The organism is Halopolyspora algeriensis (genome assembly GCF_003337235.1).
In the GTDB taxonomy this organism is placed as follows: domain Bacteria; phylum Actinomycetota; class Actinomycetes; order Mycobacteriales; family Pseudonocardiaceae; genus Haloactinomyces; species Haloactinomyces algeriensis.
In genome coordinates this window covers 35,642-61,179 of record NZ_QPJC01000017.1, presented here as the reverse complement: position 1 = coordinate 61,179, position 25,538 = coordinate 35,642, and the positions used below count along the sequence as shown (strand labels likewise).

17 protein-coding genes and 3 pseudogenes are annotated in these 25,538 nt (G+C 68.5%); 3 read left to right on the top strand and 17 right to left on the bottom strand.

From position 1 onward, the window contains the following. Positions 1 to 461: 461 nt before the first annotated feature. Entirely contained in the window at positions 462 to 878 is a 417-nt protein-coding gene (locus DFQ14_RS19975; protein ID WP_114454867.1) for an HAD-IA family hydrolase, read from the bottom strand. Positions 879 to 1,062: 184 nt separating this feature from the next. Here DFQ14_RS19975 and DFQ14_RS19970 point away from each other — a divergent pair, with 184 nt between their 5' ends. Then, a complete protein-coding gene (locus tag DFQ14_RS19970; protein WP_246195779.1) occupies positions 1,063 to 1,482 on the top strand; it encodes an Rv3235 family protein in 420 nt (139 codons plus the stop codon). Positions 1,483 to 1,511: 29 nt separating this feature from the next. Here the strand turns inward: DFQ14_RS19970 and DFQ14_RS22675 are convergent. The 8 genes and pseudogenes from DFQ14_RS22675 to DFQ14_RS19935 all read right to left on the bottom strand — a co-directional run. Further along, positions 1,512 to 1,778 (bottom strand): annotated as a pseudogene (locus DFQ14_RS22675) (hypothetical protein); the annotation flags it as partial. Between the two features lie 62 nt (positions 1,779 to 1,840). After that, positions 1,841 to 4,385 (bottom strand): annotated as a pseudogene (gene secA / locus DFQ14_RS19965) (preprotein translocase subunit SecA); the annotation flags it as partial. 296 nt (positions 4,386 to 4,681) lie between these two features. After that, positions 4,682 to 5,374, bottom strand: coding sequence for a ribosome hibernation-promoting factor, HPF/YfiA family (hpf, locus tag DFQ14_RS19960; protein WP_114454865.1), 693 nt, complete (start codon positions 5,372 to 5,374; stop codon positions 4,682 to 4,684). A gap of 422 nt (positions 5,375 to 5,796) precedes the next feature. Beyond that, positions 5,797 to 6,510 carry a ComF family protein gene (locus DFQ14_RS19955; RefSeq protein ID WP_114454880.1) on the bottom strand — a complete coding sequence of 238 codons (714 nt, stop codon included), beginning with the start codon at positions 6,508 to 6,510 and terminating at the stop codon, positions 5,797 to 5,799. A 183-nt stretch (positions 6,511 to 6,693) separates the two neighbouring features. Continuing rightward, positions 6,694 to 8,427 carry an LpqB family beta-propeller domain-containing protein gene (locus DFQ14_RS19950; RefSeq protein ID WP_179951627.1) on the bottom strand — a complete coding sequence of 578 codons (1,734 nt, stop codon included), beginning with the start codon at positions 8,425 to 8,427 and terminating at the stop codon, positions 6,694 to 6,696. Next, positions 8,424 to 10,190, bottom strand: a pseudogene (mtrB, locus tag DFQ14_RS19945) (MtrAB system histidine kinase MtrB). Before mtrB ends, DFQ14_RS19950 begins: the two are co-directional and overlap by 4 nt. 75 nt (positions 10,191 to 10,265) lie before the next feature. Next, positions 10,266 to 10,943: an MtrAB system response regulator MtrA gene (gene mtrA / locus DFQ14_RS19940; protein WP_114454864.1), complete on the bottom strand. Its 678-nt coding sequence runs from the start codon at positions 10,941 to 10,943 to the stop codon at positions 10,266 to 10,268. 112 nt (positions 10,944 to 11,055) lie between these two features. Beyond that, positions 11,056 to 11,712, bottom strand: coding sequence for a dTMP kinase (locus DFQ14_RS19935; protein ID WP_114454863.1), 657 nt, complete (start codon positions 11,710 to 11,712; stop codon positions 11,056 to 11,058). A 205-nt stretch (positions 11,713 to 11,917) separates the two neighbouring features. Here DFQ14_RS19935 and DFQ14_RS19930 point away from each other — a divergent pair, with 205 nt between their 5' ends. Beyond that, positions 11,918 to 14,548: a hypothetical protein gene (locus DFQ14_RS19930; protein ID WP_114454862.1), complete on the top strand. Its 2,631-nt coding sequence runs from the start codon at positions 11,918 to 11,920 to the stop codon at positions 14,546 to 14,548. A gap of 32 nt (positions 14,549 to 14,580) precedes the next feature. Here DFQ14_RS19930 and DFQ14_RS19925 read toward each other — a convergent pair whose 3' ends face one another. From DFQ14_RS19925 to DFQ14_RS19900, 6 genes are all read right to left on the bottom strand, one after another. Then, the gene (locus tag DFQ14_RS19925) at positions 14,581 to 16,104 is read right to left on the bottom strand and encodes an amino acid permease (protein WP_170206392.1); all 1,524 of its coding nucleotides are present in this window, start codon (positions 16,102 to 16,104) and stop codon (positions 14,581 to 14,583) included. A gap of 116 nt (positions 16,105 to 16,220) precedes the next feature. After that, complete coding sequence (gene manA / locus DFQ14_RS19920) at positions 16,221 to 17,549, bottom strand: mannose-6-phosphate isomerase, class I (protein ID WP_114454861.1); 1,329 nt, start codon at positions 17,547 to 17,549, stop codon at positions 16,221 to 16,223. A 143-nt stretch (positions 17,550 to 17,692) separates the two neighbouring features. Further along, complete coding sequence (locus DFQ14_RS19915) at positions 17,693 to 18,781, bottom strand: SIS domain-containing protein (RefSeq protein ID WP_114454860.1); 1,089 nt, start codon at positions 18,779 to 18,781, stop codon at positions 17,693 to 17,695. 5 nt (positions 18,782 to 18,786) lie between these two features. Continuing rightward, entirely contained in the window at positions 18,787 to 19,014 is a 228-nt protein-coding gene (locus tag DFQ14_RS19910; RefSeq protein ID WP_246195780.1) for a Trm112 family protein, read from the bottom strand. A 155-nt stretch (positions 19,015 to 19,169) separates the two neighbouring features. Next, on the bottom strand, positions 19,170 to 20,519 hold the full coding sequence (locus DFQ14_RS19905) for a phosphomannomutase/phosphoglucomutase (protein ID WP_114454877.1): 1,350 nt from the start codon (positions 20,517 to 20,519) through the stop codon (positions 19,170 to 19,172). 228 nt (positions 20,520 to 20,747) lie between these two features. Further along, on the bottom strand, positions 20,748 to 21,098 hold the full coding sequence (locus tag DFQ14_RS19900) for a DUF3499 domain-containing protein (RefSeq protein ID WP_114454858.1): 351 nt from the start codon (positions 21,096 to 21,098) through the stop codon (positions 20,748 to 20,750). A 102-nt stretch (positions 21,099 to 21,200) separates the two neighbouring features. Here DFQ14_RS19900 and DFQ14_RS19895 point away from each other — a divergent pair, with 102 nt between their 5' ends. Next, on the top strand, positions 21,201 to 21,674 hold the full coding sequence (locus DFQ14_RS19895; protein WP_114454857.1) for a metallopeptidase family protein: 474 nt from the start codon (positions 21,201 to 21,203) through the stop codon (positions 21,672 to 21,674). Here DFQ14_RS19895 and DFQ14_RS19890 read toward each other — a convergent pair. Together DFQ14_RS19890 and DFQ14_RS19885 are read right to left on the bottom strand one after the other, a co-directional pair. After that, positions 21,635 to 25,171 (bottom strand): glycosyltransferase family 2 protein, encoded by a 3,537-nt coding sequence (locus DFQ14_RS19890; RefSeq protein WP_257233771.1) that lies wholly within the window; start codon positions 25,169 to 25,171, stop codon positions 21,635 to 21,637. The genes DFQ14_RS19895 and DFQ14_RS19890 overlap by 40 nt on opposite strands. Positions 25,172 to 25,285: 114 nt before the next feature. Beyond that, positions 25,286 to 25,516, bottom strand: coding sequence for a WhiB family transcriptional regulator (locus tag DFQ14_RS19885; RefSeq protein WP_170206393.1), 231 nt, complete (start codon positions 25,514 to 25,516; stop codon positions 25,286 to 25,288). Positions 25,517 to 25,538 lie beyond the last annotated feature (22 nt).

Genomic DNA, 25,538 nt, shown 5'->3' with positions numbered 1-25,538 from the left:
AAAAAACCAAAAAACGGTTCCGCACAAACACACCGAACCATCGGTACACTGTCAAGTTCTCAAAGAACACACCCACCACAGGCAGGCCACGCCCCGCGTGTTTTTCTGTGTTGGCTTTCAGCCTAACCCATCCGGATTCGGCCACTCACACCGGCCCCCTCAAGGGACCGAAGCGGCCACCGCATGCATCACCGAGCGAAACAATCGCCGAATGAGCGACCCCGACCGAAAAGCGCTGCCTACAGCAGAGCCCATACGGACACTCTGTCGACCACATCAATTTTCTCGCCGGGCCAGGTCATTCACTCTACCATCACCGTGGAAGCTTGTTCATGACCCCCGTCAACACCCGATCCAGCTGACACCGGCTCGTTCCGTGCTGACAACGAAAAATTTACATCATCGTCGGACGTCCCCGCACACCCACCCCCCTGACACCGCAAATGACCAGCGCACAGCCCTCACCCCAACAGCGCCGGGGTAAAGAGGACCTCGAGTTCAGCGAGGGTCTCCGAGACCGAGCTGTGGTACACGCCGACCATCCCGGCTTCCACGGCTCCCGAGACATTGCTCCGGAGATCGTCAACAAACACGCAGGAGGATGGCGAGAGTCCCAATCTCCGGGCGGTCAACCGATAGATCCCGACATCCGGCTTGGCCATGCCGACCGATCCCGAGAGCACCACGGCATCGAACAGTTCGGTCCCTTCCGGCCATCCCGAACCGGCATCGGCATTGGACAGCAGTGCCGTACGGATACCGGCATGGCGCGCCCTGCGCACCACTTCGATCATGGGTGGCTCCGCACCGTGCCGCATCGCTTCACCAGGATCGGTCACAACGCCGCCGTAATCCAGCACCAGGCCCCGGAACTCCACGGGGGTAAGCCTAGAGGACCGGGCAAAGCACCGGAAATCTTCGAAACACCAGGTGGACGCCTCCGGCGGTGCCGGCACGCCCGAACCGACCGCCCGATCGGGTGAGGGTCGCGTTCGAGCCGACCGGATTCCGCTCCCGATCCCCTCTTGTCCGCAACGAGATGTCGCAGACAGGAGGATGTTCGTGACTCAGGCCATCGTGACCCAAGCAGGTGCCAAGCGCGGCGCGGGGAACACCGCCCACCACACTCGCATGAATCCGGTGGAGACTCCGGTCACCGGTGGACCCGGTGACCGCACCGCCTCCGCCCTCGCCCACCGTACGGCCGGGCAGGTACTCGACGTGCTCGCGGGCCGCAGACCCCTGCGCCAGATCCGGCACTGGGTTTCCGGGCCCGTGGCAGGCCTCCTCGCAACAATGGTCCGGAGCAGGTCCACAGCCGGCCCCGTGTATCGCCTGCGATCCGTACACGCATGTCCGATCAGTGCGCGCACGGTGGAAGCCTGCGCTGTCATCGCCGACACCCGGCGCGTCCGCGCCCTGACCATGCGACTGGAGCGGCAGAGCACGCAATGGTCCTGCACCATGCTGGCGTTCGTGTGAGCACCGCCCCGCCCGCCGTGGAGAAGAACTCAGCGCTTCTTGTTCTTCTTGGCCTCGGCGCGAGCGGCCGCTCGCCGCTCGCGCCGGGTCCCGCCGGCAGAACCCGCACCGTTGTCGGAACCATTGCCCGAGCCGTTGGCGGTCTTCACACCACCGCTGTCAGACGGGCCGGAGTAGTTCAGAGGCCGACTTTCGGGCTGCTCCAGCCCCTTGCCACGCAAGGCCGCCGGTGCCTGCGTGTCAGGACTTGCCGAGAGCCCCCCGAGCTGACTCAGAGCCGGACCTGCCGAACTCCTGGAACCGCGGGAATGAGCCGGCTGTCCCTGAGGTTGCTCGCTCGGCTGCTGACTGCTCTCTGCGTGGCTCACCGATACCGGCACCGAGGGCTCCTCCTGCACCGGTTCGGGTTCGGCGGCCTCGACCTGGACATTGAACAGGAAGCCGACGGATTCCTCCTTCAAGGACTCCAACATGGCATTGAACATGTCGAAGCCCTCCCGCCGGTACTCGATCAGTGGATCGCGCTGCGCCATGGCTCGCAGCCCGATGCCCTCCTTGAGGTAATCCATCTCGTAGAGGTGCTCACGCCACTTGCGGTCGAGCACGCTGAGCACGACCCTGCGCTCCAACTCACGCATCGCGCCGTCGCCGACCTTGCCGTCGACCTCGGCTTCCCTGCGCTCGTAAGCGGATGTGGCATCGGCGACCACTGCCTCGCGCAGTCGTCGACTGGTGAGGTCTTCGTCGTCTTCGGCGAGATCCTCCCAGTCGATCGACACGGGGTAGAGAGTCTTGAGCGCCGACCACAACTTGTCGAGGTCCCACTCCTCGGAGTACCCCTCGGCGGTCGCCCCCTTGACATACGCACCGATCACATCGTCGAGCATGTGCTTGACCTGCTCACGGAGGTCCTCACCCTCAAGCACCCGGCGACGCTCGGTGTAGATCACCGAACGTTGCTGGTTGAGCACCTCGTCGTACTTCAGGACATTCTTGCGAATCTCCATGTTCTGCTGCTCGACCTGGGTCTGCGCGCTGCGGATCGCCCGAGTGACCATCTTGTGCTCGATCGGCACGTCATCCGGCACCTTGAGGCGGGTCATGGCCGTTTCGACCATCGCAGCATTGAACCGGCGCATCAGTTCGTCGCCGAGCGAGAGGTAGAACCGTGATTCACCGGGATCGCCCTGGCGCCCCGAACGGCCGCGCAGCTGATTGTCGATACGCCGGGACTCGTGGCGCTCGGTGCCGAGCACGTAAAGACCGCCTACCTGCCTGACCTCCTCGGCCTCGGCTTCGACCTGAACCTTGATCTTCTCGACCACGGCAGGCCATTCCGCCTCGTACTGCTCGCGGTCGTTCACCGGATCCAGACCTCGCCGACGCAGCTCGGCATCGGCGAGGTGGTCGACGTTGCCACCGAGCACCACGTCGGTACCACGACCGGCCATGTTGGTGGCCACCGTCACGGCACCCTTGCGCCCGGCCTCGGCAATGATGCCGGCCTCCGACTCGTGGTGCTTGGCGTTGAGGACGTTGTGCGGGATCCCCTTCTTGGTCAGCAGTTTCGACAGGTACTCCGAGCGATCGACGCTGGTCGTACCCACCAGGACGGGCTGCCCCTTCTGGTGTTTGCTCGCGATGTCCTCGGCGACGGCGGCGAACTTCGCCTCCTCGCTCTTGTAGATCAGGTCCGCCTGGTCCGCGCGGATCATCGGCTCGTTCGTGGGGATGGACACCACACCGAGCTTGTAGGTGCCCTGGAACTCGGCAGCCTCCGTCTGGGCGGTACCGGTCATGCCCGCAAGCTTGTCGTAAAGGCGGAAGTAGTTCTGCAGTGTGATCGTGGCCAGCGTCTGGTTCTCCGCCTGGATCTCCACGCCTTCCTTGGCCTCGATCGCCTGGTGCATGCCCTCGTTGTAGCGGCGACCGTGCAGCACGCGCCCGGTGAACTCGTCGACGATGGCGACCTCGCCGTTACGGACGATGTAGTCCTTGTCCCGGCGGTACAGCTCCTTGGCCTTGAGCGCGTTGTTGAGATAGCCGACCAGCGGCGTGTTGGCCGCCTCGTAGAGGTTGTCGATCCCCAGCTGGTCCTCGATGACGTCCACGCCCTCCTCGGTGACGCCGACGGTGCGCTTACGCTCGTCGACTTCGTAATGCTCATCGCGCTTGAGCATGGGCGCGAGCCGGGCGAACTCCTGGTACCAGCGCGAGGACTGGTCGGCGGGGCCGGAGATGATCAGCGGTGTGCGGGCCTCGTCGATGAGAATCGAGTCGACCTCGTCGACGATCGAGAAGAAATGCCCACGCTGCACGCACTCGGCCAGACTCCAGGCCATGTTGTCGCGCAGGTAGTCGAAGCCGAACTCGTTGTTCGTGCCGTATGTGATATCGGCCATGTAGGCGTCCCGACGCTGGTCGGGAGTCATGTCGGCCGTGATCGCCCCCACTTCGAGCCCGAGGAAGCGGTGCACGCGACCCATCCATTCGGCATCGCGCTTGGCGAGGTAATCGTTGACCGTGATGACGTGCACGCCCTTGTCCGCGATCGCGTTGAGGTAACCGGGCAGCACACAGGTCAAGGTCTTGCCCTCACCGGTCTTCATCTCGGCGATCTGGCCGAGGTGCAGTGCCGCGCCACCCATGAGCTGCACGTCGAAGTGGCGCTGGCCGAGCGTGCGCCTGGCACCTTCCCGAGCAACGGCGAATGCCTCCGGCAGAAGATCGTCGAGGGACTCGCCGTCTCCGTGCCTGCGCTTGAACTCGTCGGTCTTGGCCCGCAGCTCGGCGTCGGACAACGCGACCGTGTCGTCTTCGAGCTTGTTGATGTGCGCCGCGATGGCACGCAGACGCTTGAGCATCTTGCCCTCGCCGGCGCGGAGCAGTCGGGACAGGACCATCCGGTCGACCTCACTAGCTGATCGTGACGCGCCCGTCACGGACGCTTTTCGCCATCTTATTAGAACCCGCTTCCGACTCGACCGTTCACTCGAACGCCGCACCCGGGGGCACCAGCGTCCGGCACGACCGGGAGGCCGGAACCGGATGTGCACTCACCCGGTCCGTTCCGAGCAAGCGCGTCGGGAACACCACCGCCTCCGGCCGCACACCGGCTGACGATGCTGTCCCCCGCGCACCACGGTACGCGGGGGACAGCTGTCCGAGTCACTGTTGGCGCAGTTTTTCCTGGCGCCGTTCAGGCTGCCAGCCTGATCACTCCGTAATCGAATCCTTTCCGGCGGTACACGACACTGGGCTTGCCGCTGTCCGCATCGGAGAAGAGGTAAAAGTCGTGCCCGACCAGTTCCATCTCGTAAAGAGCCTGGTCAACGGTCATCGGAGCGGCCGTGTGTTCTTTTTCCCGTACGATGCGTCCCGGTTCGTTCTCGCCGCCGCGCCAGCGTGGGTCGGGCACCTCGACGTCACGTTCGGTGCGCTCGCTCACCCCTTCCCGGGATTCTTCGAGTAGAGCCGTTCGCGTGTTCGACTCCCCCGCGGGACCCGATTCGGCGCCGGCCATCGCTACCGGGCGGTCCGCCATCGCCGCCGTCGCCTCTGCCACGGACCTCGGAGTGTGCCGCCCGTGGTGCACCTTCCTGCGATCGTGCATCCGACTGAGGCGAGTTTCCAGTTTGTTCGTGGCTGCATCCAGAGCGGAGTAGAAGTCGGCGGCACTGGCTTCGGCACGGACGGCCGGCCCCCGGCACTTCAAGGTGATCTCGACTCGCTGGCAATTCTTGGCCTGACGTGGGTTGCGCTCGTGGAACAGTTCCACGTCGGCCCGCATGCTCTTCCTGTCGTACCGCTCGAGCCGGGTCAGTTTGTCACCGACATGCTCCCGGTAGTGGGTGGGCACCTCGACATTGCGACCCTTGACGACGATGTCCATTCACGACCTCCGTTGCTAAGCGTGCTTCCGCGAGAATCGGTCACGGCGGCGCCGGAGAGAATGCTCATCATCGGCTCGTGCCCGGCACCGAGGACCTGGATTGCACTCCTTTCAGCAGCCGGATACGCCCGAACGACAAGGACGTTAGTCCGCTCGGCGGATTCATGACAGCCCCCGAGTCGGGCGATACCAGGTGAATACTCTGCGTAACCCCCTCCATCGTCGTAGGGGCCCCGACGAGCCTCCGCGGAGGACTTGCCCCTGCGCTTGTTCTGCTCCTACCCCGGTAACGAATGGTGTAAGCCACAAGTTCCCAACCTGTCCCAGCGACTTTCGACTCGCTGTGAGCAGGCAACACACCGCAGGGGCAAGCACGGGCCTCGGCCACCGCAGCGCCGCAACCCCTTGTCGGAACCGCACCTTTAGGAAGCCGTGGCGGTCAGGGCGAGAACGGCCGATACCTGCACTCCTGCGGACTCCAGTGCCCGCACGCAGCTCACGGCCGTCGCCCCCGTGGTGATGACGTCATCGATCAGCACGACCGGTGCGTACGGAGGTGGAAGCCGACCGGTTCGGAGCAGCACTCGGCCGGACAGGTTCCGCACCCGCTCAGCGGGCCCGAGCCCGACCGAATCCCGGGTGCCTCGCCCCAGTGCGAGGCAGTCGGCCAGCGCCGCCGCTTGCCCGGCCTCGACGAGCGCCGAAACCGTTCTGCGGCCGACACGTGCCATGTGCGCGCCTCCGCGCTGCCGCGATGCCGATGCCCGGGACGGCGCCGGAACCAGCCAGCAGGTCTCCGCACGCCTGTGCCCGTTGCCGCTCTCCGGGATCATGATGCCTGCAGCCGTGGCCATACAACGGCCGAACGGAACCGCCAGGTCCCGGCGACCCGATTCCTTGTAGGCGAGCACGGCACGCCGGGCCGCATCCCGATAGCGCCCGAGGGCACGAACGGGCAGGGCCGGTCCGAACAATGGCCGCTCCACTCGCAGCAACCCGCAGAGCTGCCCGTGGCACGACGTACACCATCCGGTGCCTGCAGAGCCGCATCCGGCGCAACGCACCGGCAGCAACAGATCGGCAAGTCCCGCAACAGCGTCCCGGACAACCTGCCAACGTCCGATCCCGTCATCCATGCGCTCGAGCATGCGCGCGACCGGCCCACCGGAGCACGCACATCGCTACCTGTTCCGCGCGTGTCGGCAAGCACCCGGCCCTTCCCGGTGCGGCCGGCCGGGCCACCGGCACTCCACTCCGGCACGCCACCGCAGTGCTGCCCCGCCCGTATCCCTCCGCAGGCGGCCACGCCACTGCCTGCGTCATCCCGGGTAGAACGGGATCGACCCACCACCGATCGGAGCGGGAACCAGCTGCCACAGGTCGTCCTGACCGCCGACCTGCCACAACCCGCTGCGATCGGCCACAACCACCTTCTGGTCGGGCCCCACGGTCACGGCCCTGACCGGCTGGACCAGGTTCGCCGAAGCGTAAGGGTCCCACTTGAGCCCGTTGACCGTGACCTCGACAACCGGCATCGAGCTACTGTCGGTGATAGCCACGAGGGAATCGCTGCTCACCCACCCGATGCCCGTGACCGTCGCATCCTGGAGCCCACCGCTGAGCACGGTGGGCGTGCTCAGCGTGGTCTTGCTGCCGCGGTCGAGCACGCCTGCGACCATGATCCGCCCTCCGACCACCGCGGCGACCCGCGTGCCGTCCCGGGACAGACGCAGGTCCGTGATGGGCTCGTCGCCGGAGAACTGCTCGGTACCGACGGTGCTGACCGTCCAGCCACCGTTGCCGTTGTCGACCATGCGCACGACCCTGCGCCCGTCGACAACGGTCCACACCTCCGACTCGGTACGCCACGTCGGCCTGCTCATGAAGCTACCGGACACATCGACCCCGGCGAGTGCCTCGCCGTAGGGCCCGATCCGCATCCCAACCCCGCCATCGGGAGTACGCACCACCGTGGCCAGCTTCGTACCGTCCATCGAACGTCCGGCCGTGATCACCTCGTACTGCCCGGAACCGGCGGGACCGGGAACCGCGTCCGCCGTCCTGTCGAGCTCGAGAAGTCGCTCGTTCACCACGGCCAGTGGCATCACATCGGAACGCACGCTGTTGTTCGCCTTGTAGGAGACGACGTCGGGCGGCCGCAGCGCCCCCTGCTCGGGCAGCAGCCATGTGCCCTCTTCCTGCAGCCGGACCCGCGCGTTGCTGACTCCCTGCAGGGACAGCACCACCTGCGCCGCGATCAACTGTTTGGCCTGCTCGCTCACGCCCCCCAGGTCGCTGAAGTTGACCACCAGCGCTCCGTCACCGGCTTCGCTGACGTTCGTCTTGGTGTCCACGTTCGGGGGAAGTGCCGTCCCCATCGCGCCGCGGAAGTTCTTCGACGGTCCCGCCAGCAGCAGGTCGATGATGCGGGTGGGCAGAGTGCTGGCCGGCTGGCTCACCACGTAGCGCAGGTCGGGCACCACACCGTTACGCTCGTGATCGAGGAAGTAGATCGGCGCGGGCGTGTAGCTCTTGGTGAAGGAGCTGCGACTGACCAGGAGCTCGGGTGGTGGGTTCGCGATCCGCCACTGGCCGTTCGCCTGCCGCTCGACTCGGAACTCGGCCTCGTAGGCGCCCCGTTTCGGCACGAACGACCGGTCGGCCTTCAACCGTCCCACCTTGTTCACCCGCAGGCTCACCTTCCGCACCCCCTGCGGGGTGCCGGAGGGTTCCGGAAGGGGAACGGTGTTCACGTCCTCGACGATCAGCAGTTCGGAAGGAGCCTGCCAGGACTGCCGTGCGGCTTCGGTGAGATGCATCCGGACCGCCGCATAGTCGTTGGCGGGTGCGGCGGCGTTGACGAAGTTGCGTACCAGCGCCAGCGGGCTGAGGTCGTCGGGCAGTGAGGCGGCATTGCTGCTGCCGGAATCCTCGTCGACCCGCTTGACGACCTCCGGATCGGAGTGCCTCGGGATCGAGGCACAGCCGGTGAGCGGGATCAGCACGGCCACCAGGAGCGCGATCAGCTGTGCGAGCCGGGAGCTCGGTCTCATGTCGTTTCCTCCCGCGCTCCACTCTCCGAGAGCCCGGCCGAGCCGCGCTCGGGTGCCTCGGCAGCATCCTCGCCCTCCGGGGCCTCGCCCTCCGGAAGAGGGATCTCCTGCGCGGTGTCGACCGGAGCGGCCAGCAGCGCGTCGGGAGCGGCGATCGCGTCGGGAGCGGCAACACTGCGGACGCCGGGCAGCGGCAGCGGGCTGCCCTCGAGCTCGTCACCGACACGACGCGGCAAGGTGAGCCGGAAGCAGGAGCCCTGCCCCGGCTCGCCCCAGGCATCCAGCCGTCCGCCGTGCAGGCGGGCGTCCTCGGAGCTGATCGACAACCCGAGGCCGGTGCCGCCGGTCTTGCGATTACGGGAGGGATCGGCTCGCCAGAACCGCGTGAACACCAGTTCCGCCTCACCGGGTCGCAGGCCCACGCCGTAATCGCGCACCGTGACCGCGACGGCGCCGTCGTCAGCGCCGAACACGACCTAGACAGGACCGCCTTCGGCATGGTCGATCGCGTTCGCCACGAGGTTGCGCACGATGCGCTCGACTCTCCGCGCGTCGGCGACGATGCTGATCTCCTCTGCCGGAAGGTCGGTACGCAGTTCGACTTCGCTGGTCTCGGCGATCGGGCGCACCGACTCGACAGCCCGGCGCACCACCGTCGGGATGTCCAGTGGTTCAGTGGCCAACTCGGCGACTCCGGCGTCCAACCGGGAGATCTCCAGCAGATCGGTCAGCAAGGCCTCGAACTGGTCGAGCTCGTTGACGAGAAGCTCCGCCGACCGCGCCAGACCCGGTGGGAACTCCTCCCGGGAGGCATGCAGCACGTCGGCGGCCATCCGCACCGTTGTCAACGGGGTGCGCAACTCGTGCGAGACATCGGAGGTGAACCGGCGCTGCAGCTGGCCGAACTCCTCGAGCTGCTGAATCTGGTGCTTGAGGCTGTCGGCCATTTCGTTGAACGAATCGCCCAACCGGGCAACATCGTCTTCCCCGATCACCCGCATTCGCTCGTCCAGGTTGCCATCGGCGAGCCGCTCCGCGGTCCTCGCGGCACGCCGCACCGGGCGCACGATCTGCCTGGTGACCAGGTTCGTGATGGCGCCCAGGAGAGCGAGAAGCACGAGACCGCTCACCAGCAGGGTGCTCTGCACGACATCGAGGGTGCGCTGCTCCGCGCTCAGCGGGAACAGGAAGTACACCTGCAAGGGGCGGGTGGCGGTACCCACCGGGCTCCCGACGGCCAGCATCGTCACCCACTTGTTCTCGCGCTCCACGGTGGTGATCTGGGTGGCGAACCGGCCGCGTTCGACGAATCTGCGCAGCTCGATCGGAACGTCGTCGACCGGACCTGCCGACGGTTGCAAGTGCCGAGGGGTCGCGGCATGCCCGTCCACCAGCACGGGGTCGAAGGCCCCGGCCACCGACTCCGTGTCGGTCTGCGCCGATACCGAGGTGGTCAGACGGTTCAGGGCGCCCTCGAGCTGCTCGGTGACATCCTCGGAGTTCGGGTCGACCGCGGTCAGTTCCCGCTCCAGGGTCGGCAGGCTCGAGTCGACCTGCACGATCGCCGCCCTCTCCTTGGTCTGCAACAGCCGGTTGGTGATTTGGGTCTGCAGCACCATGCCGAGCACGAAGACCACGCTCGAGGACAGTGCGAGAGTGCTCACCACGACCCGCAACTGCATGGAGCGCCGCCACACCGACTCGAAACGGTGCCAGCGGTGCCGGACCTCCTCGCGGGCACGGGTGAGCCTCTGCCGCAGCATGCGGCCACGAAACACCCGGATACTCACCTCATCGTCCCCACGGACTTTTCGAACCACCACGCGCACGGGGCGGGATCACGGCGGCCCGGCCTTGTAACCGACACCCCGAACGGTCAGGACCACCTCGGGACGTTCGGGATCCTGCTCGATCTTCGAACGGAGCCGCTGCACGTGCACGTTCACCAACCGCGTGTCGGCAGCATGCCGATACCCCCAGACCTGCTCCAGCAGCACCTCACGCGTGAACACCTGGCGAGGCTTGCGGGCCAGGGCCACCAGCAGGTCGAACTCCAGCGGCGTGAGGGCGATCGGTGTCCCGTCACGAGTGACCTCGTGCCCGGGAACGTCGATGGTGAGATCCCCGATCGAGAGCACCTCGGCCGGTTCGGCCTCGGTGCGACGCAACCGCACTCGCAGCCGGGCGACCAGCTCCTTGGGTTTGAACGGCTTGACGATGTAGTCATCGGCTCCGGATTCGAGACCGAGCACGACGTCCACGGTGTCGCTCTTGGCGGTCAGCATCACGACCGGCACCATCGACTCCGCACGGATGGCCTTGCACACATCGATGCCGTTCATGCCGGGCAGCATCAGATCGAGCAGCACCAGGTCGGGCTTGAGTTCGCGCAGGGCAGGCATCGCCTTGGTGCCATCGCTGACGACGGCGGTCTCGAAGCCCTCGCCGCGGAGCACGATGGTCAGCATTTCCGCCAGGGCCGGATCGTCGTCGACCACGAGCACACGTGCCTTCATGTCCCATATGGTTGCACTTTTCACCCAGTGCCCATACACCACCCGGTGACCATTACTGCAGGTCGCCGAGTCAGTACGTACGGCACGGCGCACGGTACCGCCGAACGGGGCATTACTCGCGCGTAAGTTCCCCGAGGCTCACATCGGCCAGCTCGGCGAAGTCCACCCGCGCGGCACCGTCCACCACGCGCCACGGCGACCACCAACCGGCTTCGGCAAGCTCGGTGTAGACCTCGGCGCAACGTTGCTGGAGAGGCGAGTCGGTTTCGAACCGGTCGCGGCGGCGCTCCGCGTCCGAGCGCTCCCGCTGCTCGGCGCGTCCCGCCGCCAGTGCCGTCGGCACCTGCAGCAGGATCTGCAGGTCGGGACGGGGCAGGGCGAAACGCTCGAGCTCCAGCTCGGACACCCAGGAGACGAAGTCGCCGTCGGCGCCCTGCCGAAGCCGGGCGGCACCGTAGGCGGCGTTGGAGGCAACGTAGCGGTCGAGCAGCACGACGTCGTGCTGCTGCAGATCCTCACGCACCGTCCCGGCCGCCCCGTGGCGGTCCAGCGCGTAGAGCACCGCCATACCGTGGACGGAGTCGGCGAGATCGCCATGGGCACCGCGGAGCGCCTCGGCGACGAGGTCGGCGTGCACGTCGGTGCCGTAGCGCGGAAACGCCGCACGGACCACGGAACGATCGCGGCGATCGAGTTCGGCGGCAAGCCCGTCGGCGAGCGTGCGCTTGCCCGCGCCATCCAGTCCCTCGATCACGATCAGCCGACCCACGTCGCCGACCCTAGTCGAGCCGCCACCGCGCTCGGCGCCCGCTCCCGGCTCGCTCCCACCGGCACTCGCATGCCCGGCATCCGAAAACGGGGACAATCTTCGCGTAAGGAGTCGCACCACGCCGATTCACGGTGGACAATCATGATCGGCAGTACGGCGATCTCGCCCCGGGCTTCGACGGCCGGGGCGCGGACCAGGAGGCACAGTGCAGGTACCCGGGCCCGATACCCGCGTGGTCGAGCTGCGGGTGCACGGAATTCTCGGCACCACACCCGAGGACCTGACCGATTCGGTCGCGTCCGTGGATGTCGCCGGTGACGGTGTCGGCCGGATCGTACGGCCCGCCGACCGACTGCTGCGTCCGGTGCCCGGACCGATGCTCACGGCCGGGGAGCGCAGCGTGCCCCGTACTGTCGAAGGTTACGTGTGGGGCGAGATGACCTCGGGAGGAACGAAGGCCACCTGGGCGCTGCTCTTCCCCTTCGCTCTCGCCAACATGGCTCATTGGATGCTGCCGCAGGCACGGTCGGACAGCGCGCTCGGCAGGACACTGGCTCCAGTGCTGCGTGCGCTGATGCGCCTGGCGGCGTTGCTGCTGACGATGCTGTTCACCGCGCAGCTGACCGTGCTCGTTGCCGACCTGCTGGCCGCGCAGTGCCTGCGCGCCGGTTCCGGCTGCCTGGGTCACGCCGTACCCGATGTCATCCGGCAGGCGGAGACGGCGCGCTCGGTGTTCGCCCTGCTCACCGTATCGCTGGTCGTACTGGCGATGCAGTGGCTGTCCACGATGTCCTGGCATGTCCGGGCACCACGCACGGAAGGGCCGCACCACTCGGCCCGAGCACCCCTGCTGCCCGGCGCCAATGTGGTGACCGACCCGGACACCCCGGCTCTGCGCATGCTGCACACCGTGGCAGCTCTGTCCACCATGGTCGTGCTTGCACTCGGCGGGCCGTTCGCGGCCCCTTCCGACCCGCGTCGGCTTGCCGCAAGCCTCCTGCTCGCACTGTGCCTCCTCGGCGCCGTTGCCCTGGACGATCCCACCGGAGCGGGGTCGCGTGGCGGCCGCGCGCTGCGTGCGGCGCTGGGGCGTCTCCCCCGCCGCCTCCTGATGGCAACAGCCGCTGCCCTGGTCCTGGTCACGGCATTGGTTCCTCCGCCGATGAACGGCCCGCTTCCCGGATCGGGCCCCGTGATCGATGCTCTCGTCGCGGGCCTGCTGCTCACCTGCACGGCGCTGGGGCTGCTGTTGATTCCCGCCGCGAGGTCGGCACGACCGGCGTGGGCCCACCTGCCGCGGCATCTGCGCCCGTGGGCGGGAGGCTGGATGGCCGCACCGATCCTGCTGACCGCCTGCCTGATCGGCGCCGGCTTCGGGGCCGGACTCGCGCTGAGCCTGCGCCAGGCGCTCGGCACTCCCGGACTGGAACTGCCGCATGCCTATGACAGCGTGGCGCTGTTCTGGGGAGTCGCCACCGCCCTGACCGTGCTCGCCGCACTCGTCACCGCGCCGTACCTGTGGTTCACATGGTGGCGGGAGACCCGAGCGGAAAGCGGGGTCTCCCCCGAGATCGCCTTGTTGCACGCCGGCCGGCCACAGGATCAGCAGCGGGCCGCGGGCGCCTGGCAATGGGCGGAATGGCAGCGTCGCTACGGCCACCACCTGCTGCTGTTCGCCGCCGCCGTGCTGGCAACCGGAACCGGCGTGTCGCTCGTACTGCGCTGGGCCGCAGCGCCCTACCCGGGGTGGTCTCGTTGGCTGCTCGGACTCGGTGTGGGAGCGCTTGCCGCACTCGCCCTCACGGCCCTGCGGACCGTGTACCTGGCCGTGAAACGGCCGCAAGTCGCTCGTCGGCTCGGTGTGCTGTGCGACCTGACGCTGTTCTGGCCACGCGAGGCCCATCCCGTGGTGCCTCCCTGCTACGCGGTCAAGATCATCCCCGAACTGGTGCAGCGCGTCACCGAGCATCTCGCCGATCCCGACACCCGGGTGGTCCTCGTCGGCCACAGCCAGGGCAGCCTGCTGGCGGCAGTGGCTGCCGCACGTCTGATGGACTCCCTGCCCGAGGCGGACCGGGAACGCGTCGGCCTGGTCACCGCGGGATCACAATTGCAGTGGGCCTACGCACGCGCGTTTCCGGGGTCCATCTCGCACGGCGCGCAACGAGAACTCGCGGGCGCCCTGGACGGTCGCTGGCACTGCCTGTGCCGGGGCACCGATCCCCTCGGCGGAGCGGTGAGCACCTGGAACCGGCAGGTCCACGACGGGAAACTTCTCGGAGTCGGCTTCCGTCCGGACGGCACCCAGGGGCCGCTGCCCGCCGCCACACGCGGTCCCACCGGTGCACTGGTACTGGGCGGAGACCACTGGATGCCGGATCCGCAGCGTGGCCCGTTCGGAATCCGCCGCTGGGTGCCGGGAGTGCTGCAGCACGCCGAGTACAGCGGCGACCCGGAGTGGGACCGAGCCATCGCGATGGCCGCGGAGCTGGAGATCCCGGTACGGGGCGCCAACCTGCCGCTGTGCACTCCGGCGACCACGGCCACGCCCCCGCTCGGCGAAGTCGATCCGGCAGCGCCGTACGCACACGGTACCGACGCAGAACCCGCCGAGGCGACCGCGGACAGGGCGACGGTGGCGTCCGGACCGACGGAGGAGACGGCCCGGATCGGCGAAGCCACCGACCATCCCGCCCCCGCGGGCGCACCGGACCCGCCGGAACAGTCCTGCCCCCGGACCACCGAGGTGCTCGAGGAGCCACCGGAGATCACCGAACCGCGCGGGAAGACACCTCCCTGGGAACGGACCACGGCACTGCGCCCCACCGAGCACTGAGACCGGGAAGCCCGGGCACATCGGCAGCACGATTACTTCCTCCGGCCCACCGCTCCTCCATCGGAGATCTCACCGGCCAGGCGCCGCCCGAGCACCGAGTGGTTGCGGCTGTACAGGAAGTAGATCACCACTCCGGCGATCATCCAGACGACGAAGCGGACCCAGGTCAGAACCGTCAGGTTGATCATCAGCCACAGGCAGGCGACGATCGCCAGGATCGGCACCAGCGGGACCAGCGGCGCACGGAACCCGCGCGGCAGGTCCGGCCTGGTCCGGCGCAACACGAGGACGCCCAGCGCCACCAGTGTGAACGCGAACAGCGTGCCCACGTTGACCATCTCGGCCAGCCTGCTGAACTCGAAGAAACCGGCTGCCACCATCACCACGACGCCGACCAGCAGGGTGATCCGTACCGGAGTTCCCCGTTCGCCCGTCTTGGCCAGCCGCCGCGGGAGCAGACCGTCCCGGGCCATCGCGAACAGCACGCGGGTCTGCCCGAGCAGCAGAACCATGACCACGGTCGTCAGACCGATCAGCGCACCCACCGAAACAAGAGTGGCGGCCCAGTTCACGCCGTTGAGGTCGAATGCGGTCGCCAGTGTCGCGCTCTCCCCGTCCGGCCCCGTGCTCAGCTCGGTGTAGTGGACCATTCCGGTGACCACCAGAGCCACGGCCACGTAGAGCACGGTCACGATGGCCACCGAGCCGAGAATGCCGCGCGGTGCGTTGTGCTGCGGATCGCGGGTTTCCTCTGCGGTGGTGGCCACGACGTCGAACCCGATGAACGCGAAGAACACGAGCGAGGCACCGGCCAGCAGGCCGAAAACGCCGAACGTGCTGGTCTCGCCGCCGAGCATCAGCGAGAACAGGGTCTGCTCGAGCCCGGAACCGCCCTCGGAGGACGGCTGCGCGGGAGGAATGAACGGCGTGTAGTTGCCCGGACTGATGTAGGCGATGCCGGCCACGATGATGAACAGCACGACGGCAACCTTGATCGAGGTGATGACGAGGCTGACCCGTGCCGACAACTTGGTACCGGTCACCAGGAGGGCGACCAGCGTCCCCACCAGCAGTATCGCTCCCCAGTCGAACTGCAACGGCCCCAGCGGCAGCGAGGTCGGCAAGCCGAGACCGAGAATGGACAGCACTTCCTGCAGGTACACCGACCAGCCCTTGGCCACGGCCGCCGCGGCGATGGAGAACTCCAGGATGAGGTCCCAGCCGATGATCCACGCCAGGAACTCACCGAAGGTGGCGTAGGAGTAGGTGTAGGCACTGCCCGCCACGGGCACCGTCGAGGCGAACTCGGCATAGCACAGCGCGGCGAGTGCGCAGGTGATCGCGGCGATGACGAAGGCCAGGGTCACCGCAGGCCCCGACACGTCGCCGGCCACCTGGGCGGCGATGGTGAAGATCCCGGCCCCGATCACCACCGAAACACCGAAAACGATCAGGTCCCACGTGCCCAGATTCTTGCGTAGCCTGGTATCGGGCTCGTCGGTGTCCATGATCGATTGTTCGACCGACTTGGTCCGCCATATCCCGGTCCCCGGCACCATCGCCTCCTTGTTCCCGCCGTTGGTGGATCAGCACGATAATGGAAACCGAGCCCTCGGTGGATCATGCCGAAGGACACAATCGGCTAACACCGAGTCCCCATGATTCACACCATTCACACCGCACCGGGGGCGGCACGGAAAATCTGGGCCGCGCCATCCGCTGTGATGTCCACGGGTCGGGCGATCACAGCCGGATCGGAGGCGGCCAGCCACACCGATTCTCCCCGGGCCAGCTCCAGCTCCCGACACGTACCGACCCCCGAGCCGTGGGCGGGGGAAGCCCTCCCCTCGGGGACCGAGCCACCGACGGGACTCTCGGGCCGGTGCGATCCGTTGACACTCGATTGGGCCGACAAACGGATGCGCCCCTGAGTGCACAGCAGGATCTGCGGTCCGCTCGAATCCAGCCGCACACCCCCGGGTGCCTGCGGCGACCAGTGCACTCTCGACAGTTCGAATTCCTCGGCGGGAGTGCGATACACGGTCAGGTTCGCGTCCCGCTGCTGACCGGTCAGCACCCGCATATCGCCGCAGTCGAAGTCCAGGACGCGCAGCAGCTCGGCAACATCCACGTGCTTCGGTGTGAGCCCGCACCGCAGAATATTGTCGGAATTGGCCAGAATTTCCACGCCGGTGCCGTGCAGGTAAGCATGCAGATTCCCGGCGGGCAGAAAGATCGCTTCGCCGGGCTGCAGCACGATCCTGTTCAGCAGCAAGCTCGCCAGCACCCCGGCGTCGTCCGGATAGTCCGCACCGAGCTCGAGCACCGTGCGGCACTCCATCGCGAACTCGCCCCGGGCGCGCAGGTGCGCCTCACACGCCTCGAGCAGCTCGGGCATCACTTCCCGCAGATAGTGCTCGGGCAGGGTGATCCACGTGGTGAACAGCGCCCGCAGGCCGTCCTCGTCGGGTTGGGCGGCGAGCAAGCCGGTGTGCGAACGCAGGCTGGGCACGTCGAGCTCCCGCAGCAGCCGCACCGTGCGGTGGGCATCCCGGAAACCCGCCAGGGCGTGGAACTCGGTCAGGGCGCAGATCAGCTCCGGCTTCGCCGTGGGGTCGGGATAGTTGCGGTGCGGCGCATTGCGCGGAATCCCCGAAGCCTCCTCCTCGGCGAAACCCGCAGCCGCCTGCTTGGCGGAAGGATGGGCCTGCAGGCTCAACGGCTCGTCCACCGCGAGCACCTTGAGCAGGAAGGGCAGGCGCGCACCCCACCGGCCGGTGCAGGCCGTGCCGAGCTGGTGCGTCGGGTCGGAATGCAGCATCTGCAGCAGGGACACTTCCGATCCGTCGGAGCGCAGCAGCCGGGACGGGTCCCCCGGGTGCGCTCCCATCCACAGCTCGGCCTCGGGGTGCGGTGCGGGAGCGGGGCGGCCGAGCAAGTCCGCGATCGCGGTGCGCGATCCCCATGCGTAGGGACGCACTGCGTTACGCAGTAACTCCACTGTCGTTCTCGCTTCCTCTCCTCGCCGCCTGTTCGGTGTTCATCGGCACAGTGTCCGGATCGGTCCATCGATGTGCGGAGCCGATGGCCTCGGGGAGATCCCCGATCCTGCCCGAGAGACACTTCCCGGCGACAAAAGGCGCGTCATCGGCTCGAGTACGTCGGCGGGGACGCCCGGCCGGGACCGTCCAGCGTTCCCGCGGCCAGGCCGAGGTAGACGGCAGCCAGGTCGAACCGGCTCGCCAGCATCATCGACCGCACCACGGAGTCCTCGGGAGCCGTGTCCACCGGAGCGAGCACATCCGCTCCCGGCAATGCGGCGACCGCAGCCCGTTCCTGGACCCTGGCCTCGTCTCCGTAGCGCGTGCTGATCAAAAAGACCCGCAGATGCGCCGCCGGACCGTCTTCCGGATCGGCGAACAGATCCGCTTCCGTTCCGGTCGAGGCACCGGCACGGTGCAGCGCGTATCGGCAGGCAGCCTGCGCATAGCCGGCAACATCGCAGGGCACACCAGCGTGGCAACCGAGCGCAAAGGCGGCGTGTCCGGCGACGGCGGTGGACACCGCATTCAGACCCCACAGCAGCGGCTGGTGATCGGCCACACGCAGCGCCAGGGACTTCGCGGGGTTCGTCGAGATCTCCTGGCTCGGATGTGACAGCGCCGACTGCCGGTCCACCTCGTCGGCGAGCACGTCGGTGTCGGCCTGCACGAAACCCAGCTCCCGCGCGACGCAGAGCCCGGCGGTGAACACATGCGCCACCGACAGTGCGCCAGGCACGGGAACCTTCGGCGGAAGCACCTTCGCCCGGCCCGCCACCGATGCCGCCACGGGGCCGTCCGCAGGGGCGGACAGAACCACGTTCGCGCCCTGGCGAGCGGCTCGCTCCAGCGACTCGGCAAGGAGGGAGTCACCGGCGTCGCCGGTATGCGCGAACACCACATCCAGTGGTCCCGCCCAGGACGGCACGGAGTCGGCACGCACCACCGGCACGGGACACGTCGGGGCGAGCAACGCCGCCAGCATGTCGCATGCGCCGGGGCCGACACCGGCCCGGGCCACCAGGACGAGCGCGCGCGGACGGGCATCGGCGAGGTCGCTCAGATCCACCTCGGCCGCCGTCTCCGCCGCAGAGCGCACCTGAGCGCCCGCGAGAGCGGCGGAACGCAGCAGACCATCGGTGTCGATCTCGGCCAACCTCGCGGAATCCTCGAAGAGGCTGTCGTCGAGCATGAACGCTACCTCTCTTCGGGACTGCCGGCAGCGGCGTCCGCCGGTGGCCCGCCGACCGCCTCGTCCAGCAACAACACGGGGATGCCGTCGCGGACCGGGAAGCCACGCCCGCACGAGGTACAGGTCAGGTACTCGGCACCGGGATCATCCGCCAGGCCGGGCTGCAACGGCGCATGCTGCGGGCAGGGACAAGCCAGGATGTCCAGCAGCCGGGGCTCCCACTCCACACTCACGGTTCCTCCCGAAATCAATGCCCGTGTGATTGTGCGGTTCCCACCGACAATGTCACCGCAGCCCTCGTACCCGCCCGTATCGCCCGGACCGTGGTACCGCATCCGGCATGGTGGCCGCACGGGCCCGGCGGCCCGACCACCCGGTACGGGACCGATCAGTCCCGCAGCACCGCGAGCACTTCGTCCCGCAGTGCTGCCATGGTGGCAGTGTCCCCGGCTTCCACGTTCAGCCGGAGCAGTGGCTCGGTGTTGGACGGGCGCAGGTTGAACCAGGAACCATCCGCGAGCTCCACGGTAAGCCCGTCGAGCTCGTCGATACGAGCTCCGTTCCGGTGACGGAACGCCTCGGCGGCTGCGCGCATCCGCTCACCCTGGTCCCGCACCGTCGAATTGATCTCTCCGGAAGCCACGTACCGGGAGTAACTCGCCATCAGCTCCGCCAGCGTGCCGTCCTGCCCCCCGAGCGCGGCGAGAACGTGCAGTGCGGCGAGCATCCCCGAATCGGCACGCCAGAAGTCGCGGAAGTAGTAGTGCGCCGAGTGTTCCCCACCGAAGATCGCTCCGGTCTCGGCCATCGTCTGCTTGATGAACGAGTGGCCGACGCGCGTGCGCACGGGCTTACCGCCCTGCTCGGCGACGATTTCGGGCACTGCTTTCGAGGTGATGAGGTTGTGAATGATCGACGCACCCGGTTCCCTGGCCAGCTCGCGGGAAGCCACCAGCGCCGTGATGGCGCTCGGCGAGACCGGATCACCGTTCCCGTCGACGACGAAGCAGCGGTCGGCGTCCCCGTCGAACGCGAGCCCGGCGTCGGCGCCGAGCTCGCGGACCTTCGCCTGCAGGTCGACGAGGTTGGCCGGATCCAGCGGGTTCGCCACGTGGTTCGGGAAGGTGCCGTCCAGCTCGAAATACAGCGGCACGACCTCCACCGGCAGCCCCTCGAGAACCGACGGAACGGTGTGCCCGCCCATGCCGTTGCCCGCATCGACCACGACGGTCAGCGGGCGAATCCCCTCGAGCTCCACCAGTTCCCGCAGGAAGGCGGCGTAGGACCCGAGCATGTCGCGTTCGGTGACCGAACCCTGCGCACCGAGGAACTCCGGAACCCCGTGGGAAACGAGCTCCTGGATCTCGGACAGTCCGCTGTCCTGCCCGACCGGTGCGGCACCGGAGCGGCACAGCTTGATGCCGTTGTACTCCGGCGGATTGTGGCTGGCGGTGAACATGGCCCCGGGAAGCTCCAGGTGCCCGGAAGCGAAGTAGAGCATGTCGGTGCTGGCCAGTCCGATGTGCACGACGTCGATGCCCTGACCGGTCACACCTTCGGCGAACGCGGCCGCCAGCTCCGGGGAGGACTCCCGCATGTCATAGCCGATGACCACGGCTGGGCCACCAACAAGCCTGGTGAATGCGGCACCGACGTCGCGGGCGACGTCGGCATCGAGTTCGTCACCCACCATCCCGCGGATGTCGTATGCCTTGACGATCCCCGACAGGTCACGCACGCTGCACTCTCCACGAAAATCCGGCTTCACGATGCCTTCCGTGAGCCTACCGGGCATCGCGGCAACAGTGGTGGCAGATCGCCCTACCACAATCCATCGGTGCCCCCACGAGCGCGAAAACCCGCGGTACCGGGCCGTCTCGGGGATCGCGCGAACCGGCACGACCGCCTGCTCGACCGCACCGGCCGGCGGGCAGCGATCGGCGCACGAGCCGTTCCGGGCACTCCCTTACTCGTCCAGCGGATCGGGCAGAACACGCAGGTGACCACGGCGCCCGTTTCCGCCGGTCGGCACGTCCTGTCCGCCGGGCCTTCCTGCCTCGCGGACGGCCTCGGCCAGGGCCGTCAGATCGTCGGCCGAGGGTTCCGGCGGGGTGAACTCCCCTTCGTGCCGGACGACCTCCCAACCCTTGGGCACGGTCAGCCGGAGAGCGTGCTGCTCACAGAGGTCGTAGCTGTGTGGCTCGGCATGGGTCGCCAGTGGCCCGACGACCGCGGTGGAATCCGAATAGGCATACGTCAGAGTCGCCACCGCCGGGTTGGCACACCCGGTTCTCGAGCAACGCCTGGCGGTCAGCACACCCGGCACGATAGCGCCCTTGTCACGAGGCACGCCGCAGGCACGCGGAAACGGGTTCGAACGGCTCAACACAGCGGAGTTTCGAAGGCGTACTCTCGGCGCGTGGTAGTCGCACGTGAATCTCGCCGTCGAGTTCGGGTTCGGCGCGATCGGCGAGGCCGTGGCCTGCGAGGACCGCTGTACCCGTCCTCCGTGCCCGCGGCCCGGAGCCGCTCGGAGCGCTTCGACGCACTGGTGGTGGATGCTTTCGAACCGATCGAACAGCGCTGGCACACCGAACTGACGGAACTGGACGTCGCCGTGGACGAGGTTCCCGAGATCACCATGACCTCTCCGGAGACGGTGGTGTGGGACGACGACGTCGTCGTCGACGCGAACGTGCCGCTGGCGCGATTGGTGCCCGCGGGGGTGGATCGGCAGGGCCTGCCGACCCGTGCCCGCATCGTGCTCTACCGCCATCCGCTGGAGGTCCGGGCACGCAGCGGTACGGACATGGCGCATCTGCTGCACGACGTCCTGGTCGAGCAGGTCGCCGCCTACCTGGGACTGGACCCCGGTGTCATCGAGGGACGCTGAGCGGGTTCGTGCGGGGCGGTCGGCGGACCGGCAGCTCCCGCGCGCCGGGAGCGCCGCCGCTGTGGCAGGGCTGCGATCAGGGTGAACAGGACCGCGGCGGCCTGCACGGCAAGCAGAGTGGTCCTCGGCATCTCCGTGAAGGTCACCTGCACCCGACTGGCTCGGGCGGGCAGCGGGACGGCCACCTGATGCCCCCACGCCGTGGCCAGCGCGACCTCCCGACCGTCGACACGAGCCCGCCAGCCGGCCTCGTTCTCCGCCCCCAGCACCAGCAGCCTCCCGGCAGCACCCTCGGAGACGCGGACCGCCACGTGTGGCAGGGTCGCCTCGACCGCCACCGGCCACGATTCGGGAGAGGGAGTCACGCCCTGGCGCGCCTGCCTGGCCAGCGCGGGCCCCAGCAGTTCGACCGGGTTGGCGGGTATCAGAAGGCCCAGCACGGGACGGCCGTCGGCGAGTACACCGCTGCTCTCCACCAGGTCCCCGGCCACCCCGTGCAGCCTCGCCGCGGTCGCGGTGTCCGGCACCGCGAGGACGTCCACGCCGCGCGCGGCTGCCGCAGCCAGTGCCTCCCGCACGCGGGATCGCTGCCCGGACAGCAGCTCCGCATCGATCCGGTGGAGCCAGTCCACCGCCGTGTCAACGGGCACCACGGCGTCCGTGCCGAAGCGGGGCTGTGCCCCCTCGAGAAGCCGGGCGGGTTGTGGCCCCGGGGACAGGGAGAGCAGGAAACCGGGCTCGGCCGGCTCGGCCACCGGCGCGGGAGCCGCTTTCGCCCGCTGCACCCGCAACGGGCCGGCACTGCCCGCCAGCACCGCACCCGAGGCCACGGTCAGCAGTGCGGCCACCACCGCCGCGGCGACCGCGGGCCGGGCCGGGCCGGAAACCGGCAATCGCACAGGTCGCCGCCCCCCGTGGACCGCCGCGAGAACGATCCACACCAAGCCGGAAGCCACCAGCACCAGTGGGGCGCCCGTCCAACCGACCGTGCTCGGCCCACCCCAGATCGGTGTCACCGGGACCGTGCCGACGACCACCGCCACCGCCCATCCCGTCAGCGCCACGACGATTCCCGGCAGTACGGCGCGGCAGGGCGCCATCACGAGCGCGGCGATCGCCGCGACGACGAGAACACCGGCACTCCAGCTCGTGACGGAACCGCCGGGACTCAACGCAGCCAGGGAAACCCCGGCGGGCTCCTCGACCATCCGCGCCCCCAGACCGTGCACCAGGATCTGCGGGTTCTCGAGGAGCACCATCGGCCACGGCAGCAAGCACGCGACCGGCAGCAGCACGATCGCGCCGAGTCCGGCCATACGGCGCGCGGTGTTGCGCGGTGCCCTGTCCGGCGAGGCGGGCTGTGCCGGACTCGGCACGAGCACGAAACCGAGCAACGCCAGCGCGACGAGCACGAGGTGCATCAGCGGGGTGAAAGCTGCGAGCACGGTCATTCCCAGTGCGGTCAGGCATGCCGTACCCAGCCAGTGGCCCGGCTTCGCCGTGCCGCCGGTACGTCCGGACAGCCCCACCACGAAGGCGATACCACTCAGCAGCACCGGGATGAGAATGTGCGCCACGACGACGCCGAGCCGCCCCTGTGCGGCCGACATCGTCGCCGCGGGCAGCAGGGCATAGGCCGCTGCGGCAACCGCGCGCCCCAGCCGGGGCACCGGCAGCGCACGAGTCGCCGTGTAGGCCGAGATCCCGGACAACGGGATGTCCAGGAGCAGCAGCGCGGCGACCACCGCCGCGGGCCCTCCGACCGGGGCGAAGACCGTGCCCAGCACAGCGAGCACCAGGAGTGAAACAGGCGCGGGCGAGCCCGTCCCGCCGTGGTGCGGATGCCAGGCGGCGAGGTAGTCGGACCACGTCGTCGCGAGGTCGGATACCGCGAACAGTCGCCCGCCGTGCAGGTCGGTGCCGAACCGCGCGAATTCCGCAAGCGGACCGTGGACGAGCACGGCGACACCCACCAGCAGCGCCACCAGCAGCACCGGTGGAGCCAGCAGAAGTTCCCGCAGCACCCGCGACCGATCGACCGGGATGAGCAGCAGCCCGCTCTCCGCTCCACCGTGGTGATCATGATCACCGCGCGGAACCGGCGACGGGCGCGGTTCCGGAGGGACCCGTGGCTCCTCGGACGTGGCCACGGCCGCGACGGGAACGGCGATCGAGCCGCTCAGCCTGCGCAGCCCGGCCACCCCGCGCCTGCGCCCGCTCGGGGCTCCTGGCGCCCCGGCCGGAAGCGCTTCGGGTCCGGAGCGACGGGCAAGGGGGCGGGAGGACGGTGCGGGCAGCCTTTCCGCCGCAGGCGTCCGTCCCAGCACCACATCCCGCCGCACACGGTCCCGCATCACCCGCGCAAAACCTGCGCGCACACCGTTGCGCAGGCGGGTCAGGCGACTGGTCAGCAGACCGTGCACACGCTGGGGCCGCGGGGTCATCCGCCGCCGATCCGCCCGTGCCCGCCACAGACCGAGCCGGCCCGTGAGCAGCCCCCACCCGGTGACGACCTCGGCAGCCGCCTCGGGGATCCGGCGCAGCACGGTGAATCCGGCCGCCCGAGCCAGTGCGAGCAGGAACAGCCGCACGGCACCGAGCACGAACGGTACGGGCGCACTGTTGACCAGGAACGTACGGACACCGTGGACACGCTGTGCCGCGGGAACGGTCCGCGCTCCCCGCGCCGGGAGCGCGGACACCGAGCGGGTACCTCGCCGCAACGCACCCGCATGGCGCATGCGCGCCTCCGGTACGCGCAGTACGAGATGACCGTCCGCGTTGATCCGCCACCCCAGGTCGATGTCCTCGCCCACCAGGGGGAGCGCCTCGTCGAACCCGTCCAGACGCTGAAAGACCGACCGCCGGATCAAGGCACAAGCCGTCGAGAGCGCCAGGGTCTCGGAGACCTGGAGCGGGGAGGTCGGTCCCGAACTCTCCTCCGGTGGCTCCCCGGTATCCAGAGCCGGATCCGTTTCCGAGGGCCCTATCCCGGTCTGCTGGTGCCCCGAGGCGTCCATCGACAGGCCTGCGTCGACGACCAGCCGGGGATCCTGCCAGTCCAGGCCGAGCGGTCCGAGCATCGCCGCACCGGAGTCCGCGTCGGCCACATGCAGCAGAGTTTCCAGGCAGTCCGGCTCGGGAGCCGAGTCGTCGTGCAGCAGCCACAGCCACTCTCCCGGGTCTCCCCATCGCCCGGTGGCGTGCTCGACCGCCGCCGCCACCGCAGCACCGAAACCGGTATCGCCCGGCAGGGTGAGGACACCGTCGAGGAGGGCCTCCTCGCCATCCGGATCACCCGTGCCGCCGCGGGCCGCCCGTGCCAACAGGTCGGGGCTGCCGTCGCTCGACCCGTTGTCCACGGCCAGCAGGTGCCGGGGACGGACGGTGAGCCGCCGCACTGCGTCGAGCACCTCGGACAGCCACTCCTCGCCGTCGTGACACACGAGAATGGCCAGCACCGGCGCGGTACTCAGGTGCGGCATGGAAGCGGCCACAATATCCTCCCACCGCCGTGGTTCCACTACCGCGAAACGGTAGTGGACCGGCGATGGGAGGTTTCCCCCTGTCGGGTGATCCTGTTTCGGTGGAACAGGAGCGCGGGCGGCTCCCTACCCGGCGCGGCGCTTGAGCCTGCGGCGTTCCCGCTCGGAGAGGCCGCCCCAGATCCCGAACCGCTCATCGTGCTCGAGCGCGTACTCCAGGCATTCGGAGCGGACCTCGCACCCGGCACAGATGCGCTTGGCCTCCCGAGTGGACCCCCCTTTTTCCGGAAAGAACGCCTCCGGATCCGTCTGAGCGCACAGGGCGCGCTCCTGCCATTCCTGTTCTTCCTCCCCCATCTCGAACAGTTCGGCAAGGACA

Coding starts and splice junctions, on each gene's coding strand:
- hpf (WP_114454865.1), bottom strand. CDS start 5,374: ATGGACATCGTCGTCAAGGGTCGCAATGTCGAGGTGCCCACCCACTAC.
- DFQ14_RS19955 (WP_114454880.1), bottom strand. CDS start 6,510: ATGGATGACGGGATCGGACGTTGGCAGGTTGTCCGGGACGCTGTTGCG.
- DFQ14_RS19950 (WP_179951627.1), bottom strand. CDS start 8,427: ATGAGACCGAGCTCCCGGCTCGCACAGCTGATCGCGCTCCTGGTGGCC.
- mtrA (WP_114454864.1), bottom strand. CDS start 10,943: ATGAAGGCACGTGTGCTCGTGGTCGACGACGATCCGGCCCTGGCGGAA.
- DFQ14_RS19915 (WP_114454860.1), bottom strand. CDS start 18,781: ATGCTCGACGACAGCCTCTTCGAGGATTCCGCGAGGTTGGCCGAGATC.
- DFQ14_RS19885 (WP_170206393.1), bottom strand. CDS start 25,516: ATGGGGGAGGAAGAACAGGAATGGCAGGAGCGCGCCCTGTGCGCTCAG.